The 14,071-nt window shown below is 68.6% G+C and carries 15 protein-coding genes, 1 tRNA gene and 1 pseudogene; 4 read left to right on the top strand and 13 right to left on the bottom strand.

What is annotated here, in order from left to right; all coding sequences use genetic code 11:
- Positions 1 to 211: 211 nt before the first annotated feature.
- The 5 genes from ADK67_RS21690 to ADK67_RS21670 all read right to left on the bottom strand — a co-directional run bounded on the left by ADK67_RS21690 (position 212) and on the right by ADK67_RS21670 (position 4,731).
- The gene (locus ADK67_RS21690) at positions 212 to 2,419 is read right to left on the bottom strand and encodes a peptidase domain-containing ABC transporter (RefSeq protein WP_197289556.1); all 2,208 of its coding nucleotides are present in this window, start codon (positions 2,417 to 2,419) and stop codon (positions 212 to 214) included.
- Between the two features lie 41 nt (positions 2,420 to 2,460).
- A complete protein-coding gene (locus ADK67_RS21685; RefSeq protein ID WP_157620709.1) occupies positions 2,461 to 2,670 on the bottom strand; it encodes a hypothetical protein in 210 nt (69 codons plus the stop codon).
- Positions 2,670 to 3,110: an ArsR/SmtB family transcription factor gene (locus tag ADK67_RS21680; RefSeq protein ID WP_157620707.1), complete on the bottom strand. Its 441-nt coding sequence runs from the start codon at positions 3,108 to 3,110 to the stop codon at positions 2,670 to 2,672. The genes ADK67_RS21685 and ADK67_RS21680 overlap by 1 nt, the downstream gene beginning before the upstream one ends.
- Positions 3,111 to 3,264: 154 nt before the next feature.
- The gene (locus tag ADK67_RS21675) at positions 3,265 to 3,969 is read right to left on the bottom strand and encodes a DUF169 domain-containing protein (protein WP_053718284.1); all 705 of its coding nucleotides are present in this window, start codon (positions 3,967 to 3,969) and stop codon (positions 3,265 to 3,267) included.
- Between the two features lie 321 nt (positions 3,970 to 4,290).
- Positions 4,291 to 4,731, bottom strand: coding sequence for an ArsR/SmtB family transcription factor (locus ADK67_RS21670; RefSeq protein ID WP_231648300.1), 441 nt, complete (start codon positions 4,729 to 4,731; stop codon positions 4,291 to 4,293).
- Between the two features lie 93 nt (positions 4,732 to 4,824).
- Between ADK67_RS21670 and merA the strand changes: the two genes are divergently transcribed.
- The 4 genes from merA to ADK67_RS51090 all read left to right on the top strand — a co-directional run bounded on the left by merA (position 4,825) and on the right by ADK67_RS51090 (position 8,564).
- Complete coding sequence (gene merA / locus ADK67_RS21665) at positions 4,825 to 6,237, top strand: mercury(II) reductase (RefSeq protein WP_053718283.1); 1,413 nt, start codon at positions 4,825 to 4,827, stop codon at positions 6,235 to 6,237.
- 38 nt (positions 6,238 to 6,275) lie between these two features.
- Positions 6,276 to 6,938: an alkylmercury lyase family protein gene (locus ADK67_RS21660; protein WP_053718282.1), complete on the top strand. Its 663-nt coding sequence runs from the start codon at positions 6,276 to 6,278 to the stop codon at positions 6,936 to 6,938.
- 509 nt (positions 6,939 to 7,447) lie between these two features.
- Positions 7,448 to 8,044: a cadmium resistance transporter gene (locus ADK67_RS21655; protein WP_053718281.1), complete on the top strand. Its 597-nt coding sequence runs from the start codon at positions 7,448 to 7,450 to the stop codon at positions 8,042 to 8,044.
- Positions 8,045 to 8,342: 298 nt separating this feature from the next.
- Entirely contained in the window at positions 8,343 to 8,564 is a 222-nt protein-coding gene (locus ADK67_RS51090) for a hypothetical protein (RefSeq protein WP_157620705.1), read from the top strand.
- 225 nt (positions 8,565 to 8,789) lie between these two features.
- On the opposite strand, the gene ADK67_RS21650 is transcribed toward ADK67_RS51090, so the two are convergent.
- The 8 genes and pseudogenes from ADK67_RS21650 to ADK67_RS21625 form a co-directional block, all read right to left on the bottom strand.
- Positions 8,790 to 9,440: a DinB family protein gene (locus ADK67_RS21650; protein WP_331459332.1), complete on the bottom strand. Its 651-nt coding sequence runs from the start codon at positions 9,438 to 9,440 to the stop codon at positions 8,790 to 8,792.
- Positions 9,441 to 9,491: 51 nt separating this feature from the next.
- Positions 9,492 to 10,013, bottom strand: a complete 522-nt coding sequence (locus ADK67_RS21645; protein WP_231648299.1) for a hypothetical protein — start codon at positions 10,011 to 10,013, stop codon at positions 9,492 to 9,494.
- 95 nt (positions 10,014 to 10,108) lie between these two features.
- On the bottom strand, positions 10,109 to 10,543 hold the full coding sequence (locus ADK67_RS55390) for a DUF6166 domain-containing protein (RefSeq protein WP_442974177.1): 435 nt from the start codon (positions 10,541 to 10,543) through the stop codon (positions 10,109 to 10,111).
- Between the two features lie 384 nt (positions 10,544 to 10,927).
- Positions 10,928 to 11,260: a tyrosine-type recombinase/integrase gene (locus ADK67_RS54730; protein WP_269436019.1), complete on the bottom strand. Its 333-nt coding sequence runs from the start codon at positions 11,258 to 11,260 to the stop codon at positions 10,928 to 10,930.
- A gap of 103 nt (positions 11,261 to 11,363) precedes the next feature.
- Positions 11,364 to 12,095, bottom strand: a pseudogene (locus tag ADK67_RS54725) (tyrosine-type recombinase/integrase); the annotation flags it as partial.
- Positions 12,050 to 12,123 (bottom strand) — tRNA-Pro (locus tag ADK67_RS21635). The gene ADK67_RS21635 and the pseudogene ADK67_RS54725, both read right to left, overlap by 46 nt.
- Positions 12,124 to 12,301: 178 nt before the next feature.
- Positions 12,302 to 13,420 carry a sensor histidine kinase gene (locus ADK67_RS21630; protein WP_231648298.1) on the bottom strand — a complete coding sequence of 373 codons (1,119 nt, stop codon included), beginning with the start codon at positions 13,418 to 13,420 and terminating at the stop codon, positions 12,302 to 12,304.
- Positions 13,414 to 14,070: a response regulator gene (locus tag ADK67_RS21625; RefSeq protein ID WP_053718279.1), complete on the bottom strand. Its 657-nt coding sequence runs from the start codon at positions 14,068 to 14,070 to the stop codon at positions 13,414 to 13,416. The genes ADK67_RS21630 and ADK67_RS21625 overlap by 7 nt, the downstream gene beginning before the upstream one ends.
- Between the last annotated feature and the right edge of the window lies 1 nt (position 14,071).

Below are 14,071 nucleotides of genomic sequence, written 5' to 3'. Positions count from 1 at the left end.
GAGGGCCGGTGGTGAGCGGGCTAGGGTCAAGCTGGCCCGCTCACCACCGGTTGTGCCTCGACCACCTGCAGTGGTTGGTCGGGGTTACACGGTGGCGCTGCACACGCAGACGCCGTCCGGGGTGGCGGCGCACGTGCTGACGTCGCCCTGGCCGCCGACGACCGTGTCGAGCTCGGTGTCGGTCAGCTCCAGGATCTCCTCCATGGTGGGTTCACCTCCTTCCGTTGCCGTGGGTGGTCTCCGCTGTCGCGGAGTTGGCTGGTGTGGGCACTTGTGGTGCGGTCGTGGGCTGGTCGAGTTGTGCGGTGACCAGCGCGGTGTAGTGCCCGTCACGGGTGAGCAGTTCGTCGTGGGTGCCGGTTTCGACCAGACGTCCGTCGTGCAGGACGAGGATCTTGTCGGCGTCGCGGACGGTGCTGAGCCGGTGGGCGATGACGATCTGGGTGCAGCGCTGGTCGGCGAGGTTGCGGTGGACTTGGGCCTCGGTGACGGCGTCGAGGTGGCTGGTGGCCTCGTCGAGCAGCAGCACGGCGGGTCGGCGTACGAGGGCGCGGGCCAGGGCGAGTCGTTGGCGTTGGCCGCCGGACAGCCCGGTGCCGCGTTGGGCCAGGCGGGTGGCGTAGCCCTGGGGCATGCCGGTGATCTCGTCGTGCAGCCCGGCCAGTCGCGCGGCCCGCGCGATCTCCTCGTCGGTGATCGCCGGGTCGTGCAGGGTGATGTTGTCGCGGATGGTGCCGCTGAACACGAACGGCTCCTGCAAGACCACGCCGATCTGGCCGCGTAGTGTGCGCGGGTCGAGTATGCCGGTGTCGTGGCCGTCGAAGCGGATGGTGCCCGCCGTGGGCGTGTAGAGGCCGAGCAGGAGCATGCCGAAAGTGGTCTTGCCCGAGCCGGTGGAGCCGACCACGGCGACGCGTTGACCGGGGTGGATGGTGACGGTGACGTCGTGCAGGACCGCGGGGCTGTAGGGGTCGTAACCGAAGCCGACCCGGTCGAGTTCGATCGCACCCCGTAACCGCAGCGGCGCTGCGTCTGCGGAGGGCTCGGGTCGCGGCTCGGCGGCGGTGTCGAGCACGTCGGCGAGGCGTTGTAGCTGCGCGCCGGCCAGTTGCAGGCGTTGGCCGTTGACCGCGACCGAGGCCAGCGGGGTGAGGATCGCGGCGGCCAGCCAGGTGACCGCGAGCATGGTGCCGGGTGACAGGGTGCCGTCGAGCACCCGGGTCAGGCACAGCCACAGCACCAGCAGCGGTGTCACGAAGCGCAACGTCGAGGTGACCGCGTCGATGGTGGAGGCGAGGTAGCCGCGGCGCAGGGTGACCGACGTCCAGGTGGACACCAGGGTCGACAGCCTGCCCATGGCGCGGCCCTCGGCCGCAGCGGCCTTGACGGTGCTCATGCCTTCGAGCATCTCCACCAGGTAGCCCTGGGCTTCGGACTGCGTGGCCAGGTCCAGCGCCATGCGTTCGCGCACCACCCGGGTCGTGCTCCACAGCAGCACGACCACGGCGACGGCGACGGCCAGCACCGCGAGCGCGACGGTCAGGTCGACGAAGAACAACAGGCCGAGGTAGGTCAGCACGAGCACGGCGTCGAGCAGCGAGCCCAGGGTCTGCCCGGTCATGAGCTCGCGCAGCATGGCGATGCTGCCGAACCGGGTCACCAGGTCGCCGGTGCTGCGTTGTTCGAAGAACCGCATCGGCAGCCGCAGCAGGTGCGCGCTGAACCCGAGCAGGGCCTGGGTGTCGAGCCTGCCCTGCAACCCGACGAGCAACGCCGCCCGCAGCAGGCCGGTGACCAGTTGCGCGACGGCCACGACCAGCACGCCCAGGCCGAGCAGGGTCATCAGCGACGAGCCGCGCAGGGTGGCCGTCTCGTCGATTACGAGCTTGGTGGCCAGCGGCATCGCGACCACGAGCGCCTGCGCGACCAGGCTCACCAGCAGCACCTGCGCCAGCAGCCCGCGGATGCCGGGCAGCGCGAGCAGCGACCGCAGGTAGCGGCGCCAGAACGGTTCGGCGCGTTGGCCGCCGGGCTTCGTGCCATCGGCGGGTCGGACGCTGAGCACGACCTTGCCCAGCCCGGCGGCGAACTCCGCGGGCGACAGCCGCCGCCGTCCGAGCCGGGGGTCCACCAGGTCGACGCCGCGGTCGGAGATGCGTTCCACGACGACGAAGTGGTCGTCCTCCCAGTGCGCGATCACCGGCAGCGGCACCTGGTCGAAGACGGCCGGGACCGCCGGGTAGCCGCCGGCCCGCAGACCCAGCTGCTTGGCGGCTCGGACCATGACGCCCGCGCTGATCCCGTCACGGCCGACCGGGCACAACCGCCGCACCTCCTGCGGCGAGATCGTGTGACCGTGGTGGTTGAGCACCATGGTCAGGCACGCGACGCCGCACTCTGCGCGGCTTGCCTGCAACACCACCGGCACCCTGCGCCGTCCGAGTCGCGCGGCAACGGCCATCACAGCACCATCCTGATGGCCACGGCGACACCGGCCAGGGTCAGCAGCACCACCGCGAGAACAAGCCAGGTCCGGCGCACGGCAGCGGGACGCGCCTGCGCGGGTAGCAGCTGCTCGGCCCGGCCTCCCAGCCACCGCGCGGCTTCGTCGCCGAACAGGAGCCCGCCGGCAGTGTCGGGTGACGCGGCAGGTCGGGTGGACGGTGGCATCACAGGGCCTGGACCGGTTCGGCCGGCGGATCGGTCTGCGCCTGCGGCGACAAGGGCTGTGGCGGCGCGTCGCCGAGGTCGATCACCGTGCCCAACCGGCGCATCGCGTCGCGGTCAACCGAGTAGTAGGCCCAACTGCCGCGCTGTTGGCGGTGCAGGAGACCGGCGCCGACGAGCTGCTTGAGGTGGTGACTGATCGTGGACTGCGGCATGCCCATGGCGACCTGGATGTCGTAGACGCAGGCCGCGAAAGGACTGGACACCAGCAGGTTCATCAACTGCACCCGGGTCGGGTGCGCCAGGGCCTTGAACACCACCGACAGGTCGTGCGCCTGGTCGGGGGACAACCGCGGCGTGGTCAGCGGAACGCTGCAATGCGGCGCGCCCGAGGATCGCGTCTCGACGATCTCCAGCTCGATGAGTCGCCCAGGCACCGTCACGACCGCCCACCCCACATCGAATACCGTCGATCCTCAGCGGATCGAACTTTGTCGATGTGACCGAGAGTAGGCCCGGAGTGGCGGACCGCGCAATCCCCCAGCACCGCCGACTGGTCAAGAGCCAGGTGTCAGGGGACCGCGCGGCGTCAGACCGTCACGCGAACTGGGCCAGCTTGCCCTCGTAGAACTCCTTCATGCCGGCGTTGGCCTGCACGGTGACCTTCAGCGCCTCGACGAACTCGCCGACCTTGGCACCCGGCAGCACGGCCAGCATCCGGTCGGCCGCGATGCCAGTGAACGTCCGCATGCCGATGCAGCCCAGCGCCATGCGCGGCTGCTCGGTGTCCATCGCCAGCGCCAACGCCGAGCACGCCGGACGCCCGGACACCTGACCCGCCTCCGCGGTCCAGTTCGCAGCGCCGGACGCCTCGTTGTAGATCATCGCCTGCGCCGGCGTGAGCCACAGCAGCACCACGTCCGGCTCGACCGGCAGGTCGGCCAACGGCCCGTAGACCACGCCCGTGCCCGCCTTGCTCACCGACGGGATCTTCGCCACCTCCGACATCTCCAGGTACTGGGCGTCGCACATCGACTGCACCAGCCCACCCAGCTCGGCGTTGACCTCCTCCGGCATCTCGAAGCCCATCACCATGGACCCCACCGGACAGTTGAAGTGCTCCGCGGCCTCGGCGTAGAACACGCCCTTCTCCGCCACCCGCCACAACGCGCAGCTGGACGGCACCGGACGGCCGGTGTCGACGACCCCCTCCGGACGCTCCTGCACCTTCGACAGCGCCACCGGCGGCAAGTCGAGCGACAGCAGATCGGTCAAGGCGGTGGCCAGCTCGGGATGACTCATCAGTTCGTCCTCGTCCTTCTCATTCCATGTCGCAGCGCATCAAGCGTGCGCCCGACAAGATGTATAAAGCTCACATTCCGGCGACATGCGCTCTCGCGTGGCGATTGCCGCAGCGTCAACTGACAGACCTAAGGCATCCCCCCAAAGAAATCCGCTCACGATGCGCCTAACGGAGCACCCCAGTAGCGCAGTCTGCGCCAGACTCAATCAACGACAAACCCCGCAGACGGGTACGGTTTCCGACGTTGCGAATAGGCGTTCCGGTCACACAGCGTACGAATTCCGAGAGTGCGACTACGGCATCAGGGTGACGGCGACGGACTATCGCGACTCAGGCACGACCGAGTCGGCGGTGACCGCATCGGCGTCGATGTGCCGGCACGCGGCCAGCACGGCGGCGTTGTCCGCCGCCAGCACCCGGGCCAGGTTCACCAGGTCGACCACCCGGGAATCGGCGACCCGGTAATACGAGAAGCGGCCCTGTCTGCGGACCTCGACGTAACCGCAGTCGGCCAGACACGCCAGATGTGTCGACACCCGACCCTGGGCCAGACCGATGTGCCGGACGCATTCGCCGACCGACCGTTCACCGGCCACCAGGAACTCCAGCAGTCGCAGCCGGGCCGGATCACCGAGCGCTCGGAAGAACTTCGCCAGCACCGCGGCCCCGTCCGTGACCTCCGGCAGCAGACCGAGCGGACCGGCGCAGCAGTCCGCCCCGCCCGCGCAGTTGACCGTCTCCACACTCCCGTGCCCCGTCACGCACAGAAGTATCCGCCCAGGCGGATGCTTCGCGCTACTCTCATCGCATCCGCTTAAGCGGATGCGACACGGCTCCGGCAGTGGGAGGCCCCGATGAGGTATGACCTCGCGGTGATCGGCTCGGGTGGTGCCGCCTTCGCGGCGGCGATCGCGGCTCGCCGCAAAGGCCGGACCGTGATCATGATCGAGCGCGGCACGGTCGGCGGCACCTGCGTCAACACCGGCTGCGTGCCGTCCAAGGCACTGCTGGCCGCGGCTAAGGCACGACACATCGCGCTGCGCCAGCACTTCCCCGGGATCCGCACCACCGCCGGCGAGGTGGACATGGCCAGCGTGACCGAAGCCAAACGCGCCCTAGTGGACACGATGCGGACCGCCAAGTACGTCGACCTCGCGGCCGACCTCGGCTGGGAGATCCTGACCGGCAGCGCCCGCTTCGTCGACGGCCCCGCAGTGGACGTCGACCTCGCCGCGGGCGGCCGGACGCGAGTGGACGCGGAGCACTACCTCGTCGCCACCGGCTCGACCCCGTGGACGCCCCCGATCACCGGGTTGACAGCGGTCGGCTACCTGACCTCGACCACGGCGATGGAGTTGACCACGCTGCCGCGATCCCTCCTGGTCATCGGCGGCAACCACGTCGGACTGGAACAGGCACAGTTGTTCGCCCGCCTCGGCACCCGTGTGACCGTCGTCGAGCAGGAAGACCGGCTGGCACCCGGCGAGGAGCCGGAAATCTCCGCCGGCATCGAACGCGTGCTCGCTGACGAGGGCATCGCCGTGCAGACTGGAAGTACGGTGAGCTCGGTCCGACGCGAGGACGACCTCGTCATCGCCGGTCACCGCACAGCCGGCACCACCGACGACGAGATCCCGGCGCAGGCGGTGCTGGTGGCCACCGGCCGCCGCCCGGTCACCGACGGACTCGGACTGGCCGACGTCGGCGTCGAACACGGCCCGCGAGGCGAGGTGCCGGTCGACGAAAACCTCCGCACACAGAACCCGCGGATCTGGGCCGCCGGGGACGTCACCGGGCACCCGCAGTACGTCTACGTCGCCGCGGCCCACGGCACCCTGGTAGCCGACAACGCCCTCGACGGCGCCCGCCGCACACTGGACTACCACCACCTACCACGGGTGACCTTCACCAGCCCGCAGATCGCGGCAGCCGGCCTCACCGAAGCCCAAGCCATCGAACAAGGTCACGTGTGCGAGTGCCGGGTACTGCCACTGGAACACGTACCGCGCGCCCTGGTTGACCGGAACACCCGGGGCCTGATCAAACTCGTCGCCGAACGCCACACCGGGCGACTGCTCGGTGCCCACGTACTCGCCGACGGCGCCGGAGACGTGATCTCCACCGCCGTCTACGCCCTGGCCAACCACATGACCGTCACGCAGATGGCCGACATGTGGTGCCCCTACCTCACGATGGCCGAAGGCATCAAGCTCGCCGCCCAGACCTTCACCCGCGACGTGACCAAGTTGTCCTGCTGCGCATCCTGACCCGAAGCAGGGCCCCATCACCACTGTGGAGAACCGCGATGACCGAACCGACAGACCTGAGGTTGAACAAGGGCAGCGCCGCCGTCGGCCTCGCTGCCCCTGCCCGTCAGCTCCACCACGGAATCCTCGCCGCCTTCGCCGACACCGGCAGACCACCCGGACCACAAGACCTGGAGGACTACTGCCACGACCACGGCATCGACCTCGAACCCGCGCTGCGTGAACTGACCGGGTGCGACCTGCTGGCCGTCGACGACCAGGGCCGGATCCGCGCCGCCTACCCGTTCTCACCCGCGCCGACATGCCACGCCGTGACCTGGCCGGACGGCCCGACGACCTACGCCATGTGCGCCGTCGACGCACTCGGCATGTCCGCCATGCTCGACCACCCGGTCGTCATCACATCCACCGAGCCCGACAGCGACACCACGATCACCATCCGGGTCGACCACGACCACGCGACCTGGAGCCCCGACACCGCCGTCGTACTCGCCGGCGCCACCGACGACGCCTGCTGCCCCTCGGCCGACCGCACCTGCGGATACATCAACTTCTTCACCAACGCTCAGGCGGCACGCGACTGGGCCGACGCCCATCCCGAGATCACCACGACCGTGCTCAACCAAGCACAAGCCCTGGCAAGCGGCATCACCGAATTCGGCGCCCTCCTACGGCCGGCATCGGAAACCCGTCCCACCTGATCCGCCTTCGCGCACTGGGCGGCTACGGCAGGTACCGGTCGAGCCAACGCAGGAACACCCCCAGCGCACCACGCTCGTGCCATCCCCGTCGGATCACCGCCTCGCGGACGACGTGGACACAACCCCGCAGCCTCCCGGCCACCGAAGGCCGCAGTTCATCACGCCGCCGCACGGCCCGCCGCCACAACCACCGGGCACAACGCAGACACACACCCACCTCGGGATGCTCCCCGAGCCGGACCAGTTCCGGCTCCGGGAACCCGACCCCGCAGCACCAGCACCTCGTCACCGAGGCGCTGTCCGGCTCGGGCCGCACAGTCAACGGGCCACCTCCGATCGATGAGGTCGCGCAGGTTGTCAGCGACCAGGACTTGCTCGCACGAGTGTTGTCGCCGGAGGCGCTTTCCACACCCTGGCAGACCGGACGCCCGGCGTGGGTCTATGCCGGGCGATCCCGCCTCGCTCCGTACCGTGTGCGACGACGGAGTGCGATGTCGAGAGGACTCGGGTTGGAGTTTGGGCTGGTCGGTCAGGCCGTCGGCATGTTCGCGGTCACCAACGTCGATGACATCGTGATCCTGGCGGTCTACTTCGGTCAGGCCGCCGGGCAGCGCGGCGGCGCGGCACGGGTGGTGGCCGGGCAGTACCTGGGATTCGCGGCGATCCTGGCCGCCTCGGTCGTCGGCGCTCTCGGCGCGGGACTGCTTCCGGACACCATGATCCCTTATCTGGGGTTGCCGCCGCTCCTGCTTGGTCTCCGTGCGGCCTGGCGAGCCTGGTACGAACGCCGCGACGCCGACGATGAGACCCCCGGCACGGGTGACGGGCCGACGGCACTGGCCGTCGCAGCGGTCACCTTCGCCAACGGTGGCGACAACATCGGCGTCTACGTGCCGGTCTTCACCACTGCTGGAACCGGCGGTCTGGTCGTATTCGTCGTGGTTTTTCTCGCCTTGGTCGCGGTCTGGTGCGCGGTCGGCCGGTTCTTCGCCACCCGGCCGGTGATCGCCCGTGCCTTGGCGCGTTGGAACCACATCGTGCTCCCCGTTGTGCTGATCGGAATCGGACTGCTGATCCTCGTCGAAGGCGGCGCGTTCGGACTCTGATCGGCTCCGCAAGCCGGCTCGCCGTCGCGCCGGCGCCGATGCCGAGGACCTCCTGGATCCCCGCAGTGGTCAGGACACGGACCACACGACCCAGCAAGGGTTTCAGCGGAGCGTCAACCCGAAGTCCACCGTGCACCGTGCACCGTGTCATCGACACAAGCTGGACGTCCAAGTGCTTTCCAGAAACTGCGAGATCTGGTCGAGGGCGAGAAGTTCCACCGAACCGTCCACACATCCGCTGACCGCCGAACCGACTCGACGAAGCTGCGGCACCCGGACCGACAAAGTTCTGTTCAAGATGGACAGAGCCACCAAGGTCTTCGCGACCTGCTTCGAGAGAAAGAGCGTTATTCAGAAGGGGGTTACACCAGCCGAGGCGGTGGTACTCAAGGCTGGAGCCGATGCGGATGATGTCAGGGCCATCGACTATCAGGCTGTCGAACACGTACGCTTGGACGAGGCACCGGATCGCGAACGGCCCGGCGGCCACACACCGTGTGGTGAGATCGGCGCGTTGTAGTCCCGCGAAGCACCGCAGGGAAGCGTCGACGGATGGATCCGGCCCGGTCCGCGGTGGACTGACCGCGAAGATCCAGCAGGCAGTCGACGGAGGTGGATTGCCGCAGCGGCCTTCTGTCCTGTTCACGTCGATCAGCCGAGCACAACGCGAGTTGCCGACCCTGAGCACTCGGCAGTCTCTACGTCGCCCACCACAGCTCTACATGAGGGAATGTCCGAACACCCTTCATCCTCGGTCTTTGAGGGTGAGTTGGCGGTGGTGGAAGTCGAAATGCCGTACCGGGTAGCGGTAGAGGTCGGCGAGGGTCATGTAGTCCTGGAAGAACGGGTCCCAGCGAGTCGGGTAGTGCATGCCCCGGGCCAGTTCCACGTCGGTTTCGCGGTCGAGGCGGCGGTGCAGTGCGGCGATGACGCGGTCGAAGAGTGCTGTCATCTGGCGGCGACCGAGAGCGGCACCGCCCAACCAGGATCCGAGGTAGTTCACCACGTCGAACGGCCTGGTCCCGGCGTTGAGCAGGCGGGCGAAACCGCGGCCGACTCGGACGGGGAGTCGATCGAACAGGCGTATGAGGGTGGCCAGCGCACGGATGATGAGGAAGCCGAGGAGCATGTGGAACAGCAGTTGGCGGTTGTTCCACCGGGTGCTGTGGGATTCGCGGCCCAGGTCGGCGTCGCTCACCTGATCAAGGAGCGAGTGGAACGTGGCGAGTGCGCGTTCCATGTCGTCGTGAACCACCTGTTTGTCCACACCCTCAGTGTGCGCCCGTTTCGCGCTCAGCAGGTGGTGCAGTCCGGTGGAGTCAGGACGGACATGGACTCGGCTCGGCGTCCGAGCATGACGAATGTCGCGCCACAGCCGCCAGCAGGTCCGTGACATGACGAAGGGGCATACCCTCCAGAACAGAGTGTGCCCCTCTGTCATGCCTGGTCAAACGATGCCTGTCAGGCCGGTGATCGCGGTCTGAGCGAAGTCCTGGGCCCCCGCCGCGAGACCGGTCACGGCGCCGGTCGCCACCGGCGCGAGCACCCCGCGCAGGGCGGTGATCGCGCGACGCACGCGACCCTTCTCCGGTTCGGCCTGAGTGACCTCGGTGAGCAGGTCGTTGCCAGCCGCCTCGGCATCCGCCAAGTCCTGCTCGTCCAAGCCCACTTGGGGCAGCTGGCGCATCAGATCGGTGACAAACCTGGCCAGCTCCTCGTAACCAGGAGCGACGGTACTGGTGTGCTGCTGGTTCTGGGTGACGGTGTCGTTGTTCCAGGCAATTTGGGCACCGGAGACGTCGCCGTTGAACACCGGACCGTTGTAGTTGTTCACCGTCGCCCCGCCGACCTGCGGCAACTCCGGCATGTCGGCCTCGACCGCGATCCTGATGGGCCGCTTGTCGAACTCGCGCTGAAGGTTGTTGACGAACTGGTCGAGCGCCCGACGATCAATTCCATCACCGGCCACTGTTGCCTCCTGGTGGTGCCGAGGTACCGCTGATCCGCAGCACGGTACGCCCCAGCCCCGACAGTCCGTTGCCAGCCACGATTGCCCCTCCTGAGTCAGCCGCGTCGCGGGCCTCGGCTGTTCGGGCCGAAGATCGCCCGATGACATGCGTCCTCAACAACATCGGGCGCGGGCCGTAGTGGGAGGGGTTCCACCGGCGGCAGCTCACGCACCACAGTCGGCAACACTTCCATGCCGTGCTCGGCACACCAGCCCCGAACCCAGCGGAGAACCGGACCACGACGCAGCCGCCATGGTCCGACCAGATGCGCGACGACGTCGACCGCGAAGTCGCCGACGAGGGACTGTTGAGGTTTGACGCCCAAGGCATCGGCGAGGACCCCGCGGCCGGCACGATGGGGCCCGGTTCCGGTATTCCCCCAGTGGAACACTGCGGGATCGTCGGGGCCGTCATCGTCTTGGAGCACGTACAGGCGCTGGCTGCCCGTGCGCTCGGTCGGCCCGAACTCGCTCAGCTCGACGTGGATCATCCCGGCGTTGAGCAGGTCGGGTGTCGGGCGTCCGTGGTAGGTGCGGTCCTCGTCGTAGGACCCCCGGTCGGGATCTTCGGGTGGAACGTCACTGAACTAATACGGAACGTGGATCCGGAGGCCGCGCTGGGCCGGCCATCGAACGGCATGCGCCGTGCCGGCAAGACTCGATCTCGAGGAAATCGCCTGATCACGTGCGACCACCTGCCGACTCGTTGTCGTCGACAAGCTGAGCCGTGACGGGTCCGCTACTCCGATCGAGCGATATCCGGTGCTCAACGACCAGACGGCCCTTCGAGTAACCCCTGGTCGGAGCTGTTCCCATCTGCTGTGTGCCCTGCCAGGGATTCGAACCTACAGACCCGCACGGCGCTGCTCCAACGCTCAGACATGCTCACCGATCCCCATCCGGAGTTGGGTCTCCTGGGCTCGCTCGGCCGCAGCGCTGGCTCCGTAGTGGCGTGGCATGTCCTCGGAGGTCCATCCGAGCAGCAGCATCAGATCCCCCGTGTCGCCTCCCGCTCGCTTCCACTCGTGGGCGAAGTTGTGCCGCCAGCGGTGGGCGTGGACGCCGGTCAAACCGGCGGCCAGGCCACGGCGCTTGAGCATCATCTTGATGCCGTTGGGGGCGAAGCGGCGGATGCCGCGTTCGGCCAGCCACAGGTCCGGAAGGTCGGCGGCTTTGTGCTTGGCGCGGGAGCGGAGGTAGCGGCTCAGGGCGCGGGCGGTTTTCGGGCCGGTAGCGGCTCAGGGCGCGGGCGGTTTTCGGGCCGAAGCGGACGCGGCGGTCTTTGTTGCCCTTGCCGTGGTAGTGGACCGAGTCGGTGTCCATGTCCAAGTCGTCCAAGGTCAGGTTGCCGACCTCGGACAAGCGGGCGCCGGTGTTGTAGTAGAGGCGGATGATCGCCTCGTCACGAAGCTGGACGAAATCCTTGCCCTTGCAGGTGTCCAAAACACGCTTCGTGTCGTCGTCGCGAATGACCGGGATGAGCTTCTTCCGCACCTGCGGTTGCTTTACCCGTTCCATCGGGGAACGGTCGATGTCCTCCTCGTCCAGCATCAGCCATTTGAAGAACTGCTGCAGGCCCTTGTGCTTGTTCAGCGCGGTGGCGCCCGAGCGGGTCTCGATCATCCAGGCTTGGAACGCCTCGACGTGGGCCTTGGTCACTTCGCACGGGTCGTCGGCCGCGTCGTCGGCGTCCGGGTCGGGCGAGTACTCCTCCAGGTAACGGGCCAACTGGGTGGCGGCGAGGAGGTAGTTGTAGCGGGTGGTCTCCGGGTGACCGGCCGAGCGCAGGGTCCGGTCCCAGTCGCGGAGGTAGCCGGCCCAGGTCTTCGACAGGCCGGTGGTGATCTTGGTCAGGTCCAGGTCAGGTCCAGCAGAGGCATCGCGGAACTCCTCCGAGTCAAGGTGTCGCTGAGCGACGTGCTCGACCTCGAAGAACGAACCAAGATCACAAAAAGAGGGCCCTCGCAGTATCTGACCTGCGAAGACCCTCTTGGCCGTCGGGACGACAGGATTTGAACCTGCGACCCCTTGACCCCCAGTCAAGTGCGCTACCAAGCTGCGCCACGTCCCGGCCGCATCCCGTTGTGGGGTGCGCGGATAGCTTAGCGCACTCGCAACGGGCCCCCGACGCGGCCCCCCGGGTTGGTGGATCAGGCGTCCTACCTGCGAAAACGGTAGGGGCCCGCGGTTGGCGGGCCCCTGGTCCCCTCGGTCTCGCCGTTTCCCCCGGTTCGACGCCTCGCGGCCTACTATGCGTTGGCCGGGTTTCGTGCACTACCGCCGAAAGTCGAGTCATCTGCGTCAACTTTCGACGGACCCGTCGGTAGGGTCGCTTCGATCGCGAAGCCGCCGTCGGCACGTGCCGTGGTGGTCAGGGTGCCGCCGGCCTGGGCTACGCGCTCCTTCAGGCCGTGCAGGCCGTGGCCGCCTTGATCGGACGGGGGCGGCAGGGTTGGGGGTGGGCCGTTGATCACGGTCACGTGCAGCCGATCATCCTGTTCGGACAGTCGCACGTGGACTGGAGCTGAGGGGGCGTGTTTGGTGACGTTGGTCAATGCTTCTTGGACCACGCGGTAGGCGGCGCGGCCGGTGGCTGGTGGTGGAAGGCCGGTGCTGTGGTCTTCGTAGCGGACGGTGAGGCCGGCGGATCTTGCGCGGTCGACGAGGGATTGGATGCCGTCGAAGCCGGGGCTCGGTTCGGTGTTGAGGAGGCCTAGTGCCGCGCGCATTTCGGCCAGCGCTTCCTTCGCCAGGGCACGCAGGCGCAGCGCGGTGTCGCGGGTCGCGGGGTCCTCGGTGGTGGCGGCCAGGGCTGCCGACTCGACGGCGATGAGGGTCGCGTGATGACCTACGGCGTCGTGGATCTCACGGGCGATCCGGGCACGTTCCGACGCACGCGCGCCGTCCTCCCGAGCCTCCACCTCGGCGATCCGGGCCCGGGACGCCTCGGCGAGGCTGGCGGTCAGCTCGCGCCTGGTCGTGATCAGGGCACCTAGGGCGGTGGGTGCGCCGGCCATGAAGAGGCTGAACGCGAACGTCAGGAGCGCGGCGCCGGGGTTCAGGCCTTGGCTGACGACCACCAGCGTGGACGGCAGCACGGTCGCCACCGCCACCCACGTGATCATCACCGGCGCGGTGGACTTGCGGCCGACGCGGTACAGGGCCACGACGGTGGCGGGCCAGCCGAGACCACCTACCAGGCCCGGCAGGCAGGCGAGCGCGACGACCGACGGCTGCCAACGGCGCACCGGCAGCAGCGCGCACGCCGCCAGCGCCGTCGGGATCGACCACGTGTACGGGACGTGGTCGGCGAGCAGGACCATCGCGGCGGGCACCACGACGGCCAGGAACTCCAGCACGATCACCACGTGCCCACCTGGTGCGCGACGAGGGCGGCTTGCACGCGGTTCTCGACGCCGAGTTTCGTCAGCACGGTGGAGACGTAGCTCTTCACCGTCGCTTCGCTGAGGCCGAGCGACGCGGCGATGGCGCTGTTCGGCTGCCCGCTCGCCAGCAGTTCGAGCACCTGCCGCTCACGCGCGATCAAGCCGTCCAACTGCGGGTGCTTCCGCAACTTGGCGGCACGCATCCGGGGCAGCAGCCGGGCGGTGATCCGGGGGTCCAGCACGGCTCCCCCGGCGGCCAGGTCGAGCACGGCGCGCACCAGGGCGGCCGGCTCGGCGTCCTTGAGCAGGAAGCCCTGGGCGCCGAGTTCCAGCGCCGTGGCCACGTAGTCGTCCAGGTCGAACGTCGTCAGCACGGCCAGCGCGGGCGGGTCGGGCCAGGCGAGCAGCGCCCGTAACGCGGCCAGCCCGTCCATGCCCGGCATCTGCACGTCGACCAGCGCCACGTCCGGCCGGAACCGGCGCACGACGTCCAGGAGGCCGGCGCCGTCCGCGGCTTCCGCCACGACCTCGACCCGACCGTCCGCTTCGAGCAGGACCTTCAGCCCTCGACGGAGCAGCGCTTCGTCGTCGGCGAGGACCAATCGCACCGGCACGACGCCAGGCAACCGCATT

It is taken from the genome of Saccharothrix sp. NRRL B-16348 (assembly GCF_001280085.1).
In the GTDB taxonomy this organism is placed as follows: domain Bacteria; phylum Actinomycetota; class Actinomycetes; order Mycobacteriales; family Pseudonocardiaceae; genus Actinosynnema.
This window is presented reverse-complemented; position numbering and strand designations above follow the sequence as displayed.

What these genes read in the sequence shown, in the direction of transcription:
- ADK67_RS21685 (WP_157620709.1), bottom strand. Translation starts at nt 2,670, where the DNA reads ATGCCACCGTCCACCCGACCTGCCGCGTCACCCGACACTGCCGGCGGG.
- ADK67_RS21675 (WP_053718284.1), bottom strand. Translation starts at nt 3,969, where the DNA reads ATGAGTCATCCCGAGCTGGCCACCGCCTTGACCGATCTGCTGTCGCTC.
- merA (WP_053718283.1), top strand. Translation starts at nt 4,825, where the DNA reads ATGAGGTATGACCTCGCGGTGATCGGCTCGGGTGGTGCCGCCTTCGCG.
- ADK67_RS21660 (WP_053718282.1), top strand. Translation starts at nt 6,276, where the DNA reads ATGACCGAACCGACAGACCTGAGGTTGAACAAGGGCAGCGCCGCCGTC.
- ADK67_RS51090 (WP_157620705.1), top strand. Translation starts at nt 8,343, where the DNA reads ATGGACAGAGCCACCAAGGTCTTCGCGACCTGCTTCGAGAGAAAGAGC.
- ADK67_RS21650 (WP_331459332.1), bottom strand. Translation starts at nt 9,440, where the DNA reads ATGTCACGGACCTGCTGGCGGCTGTGGCGCGACATTCGTCATGCTCGG.
- ADK67_RS55390 (WP_442974177.1), bottom strand. Translation starts at nt 10,543, where the DNA reads ATGATCCACGTCGAGCTGAGCGAGTTCGGGCCGACCGAGCGCACGGGC.
- ADK67_RS21625 (WP_053718279.1), bottom strand. Translation starts at nt 14,070, where the DNA reads ATGCGGTTGCCTGGCGTCGTGCCGGTGCGATTGGTCCTCGCCGACGAC.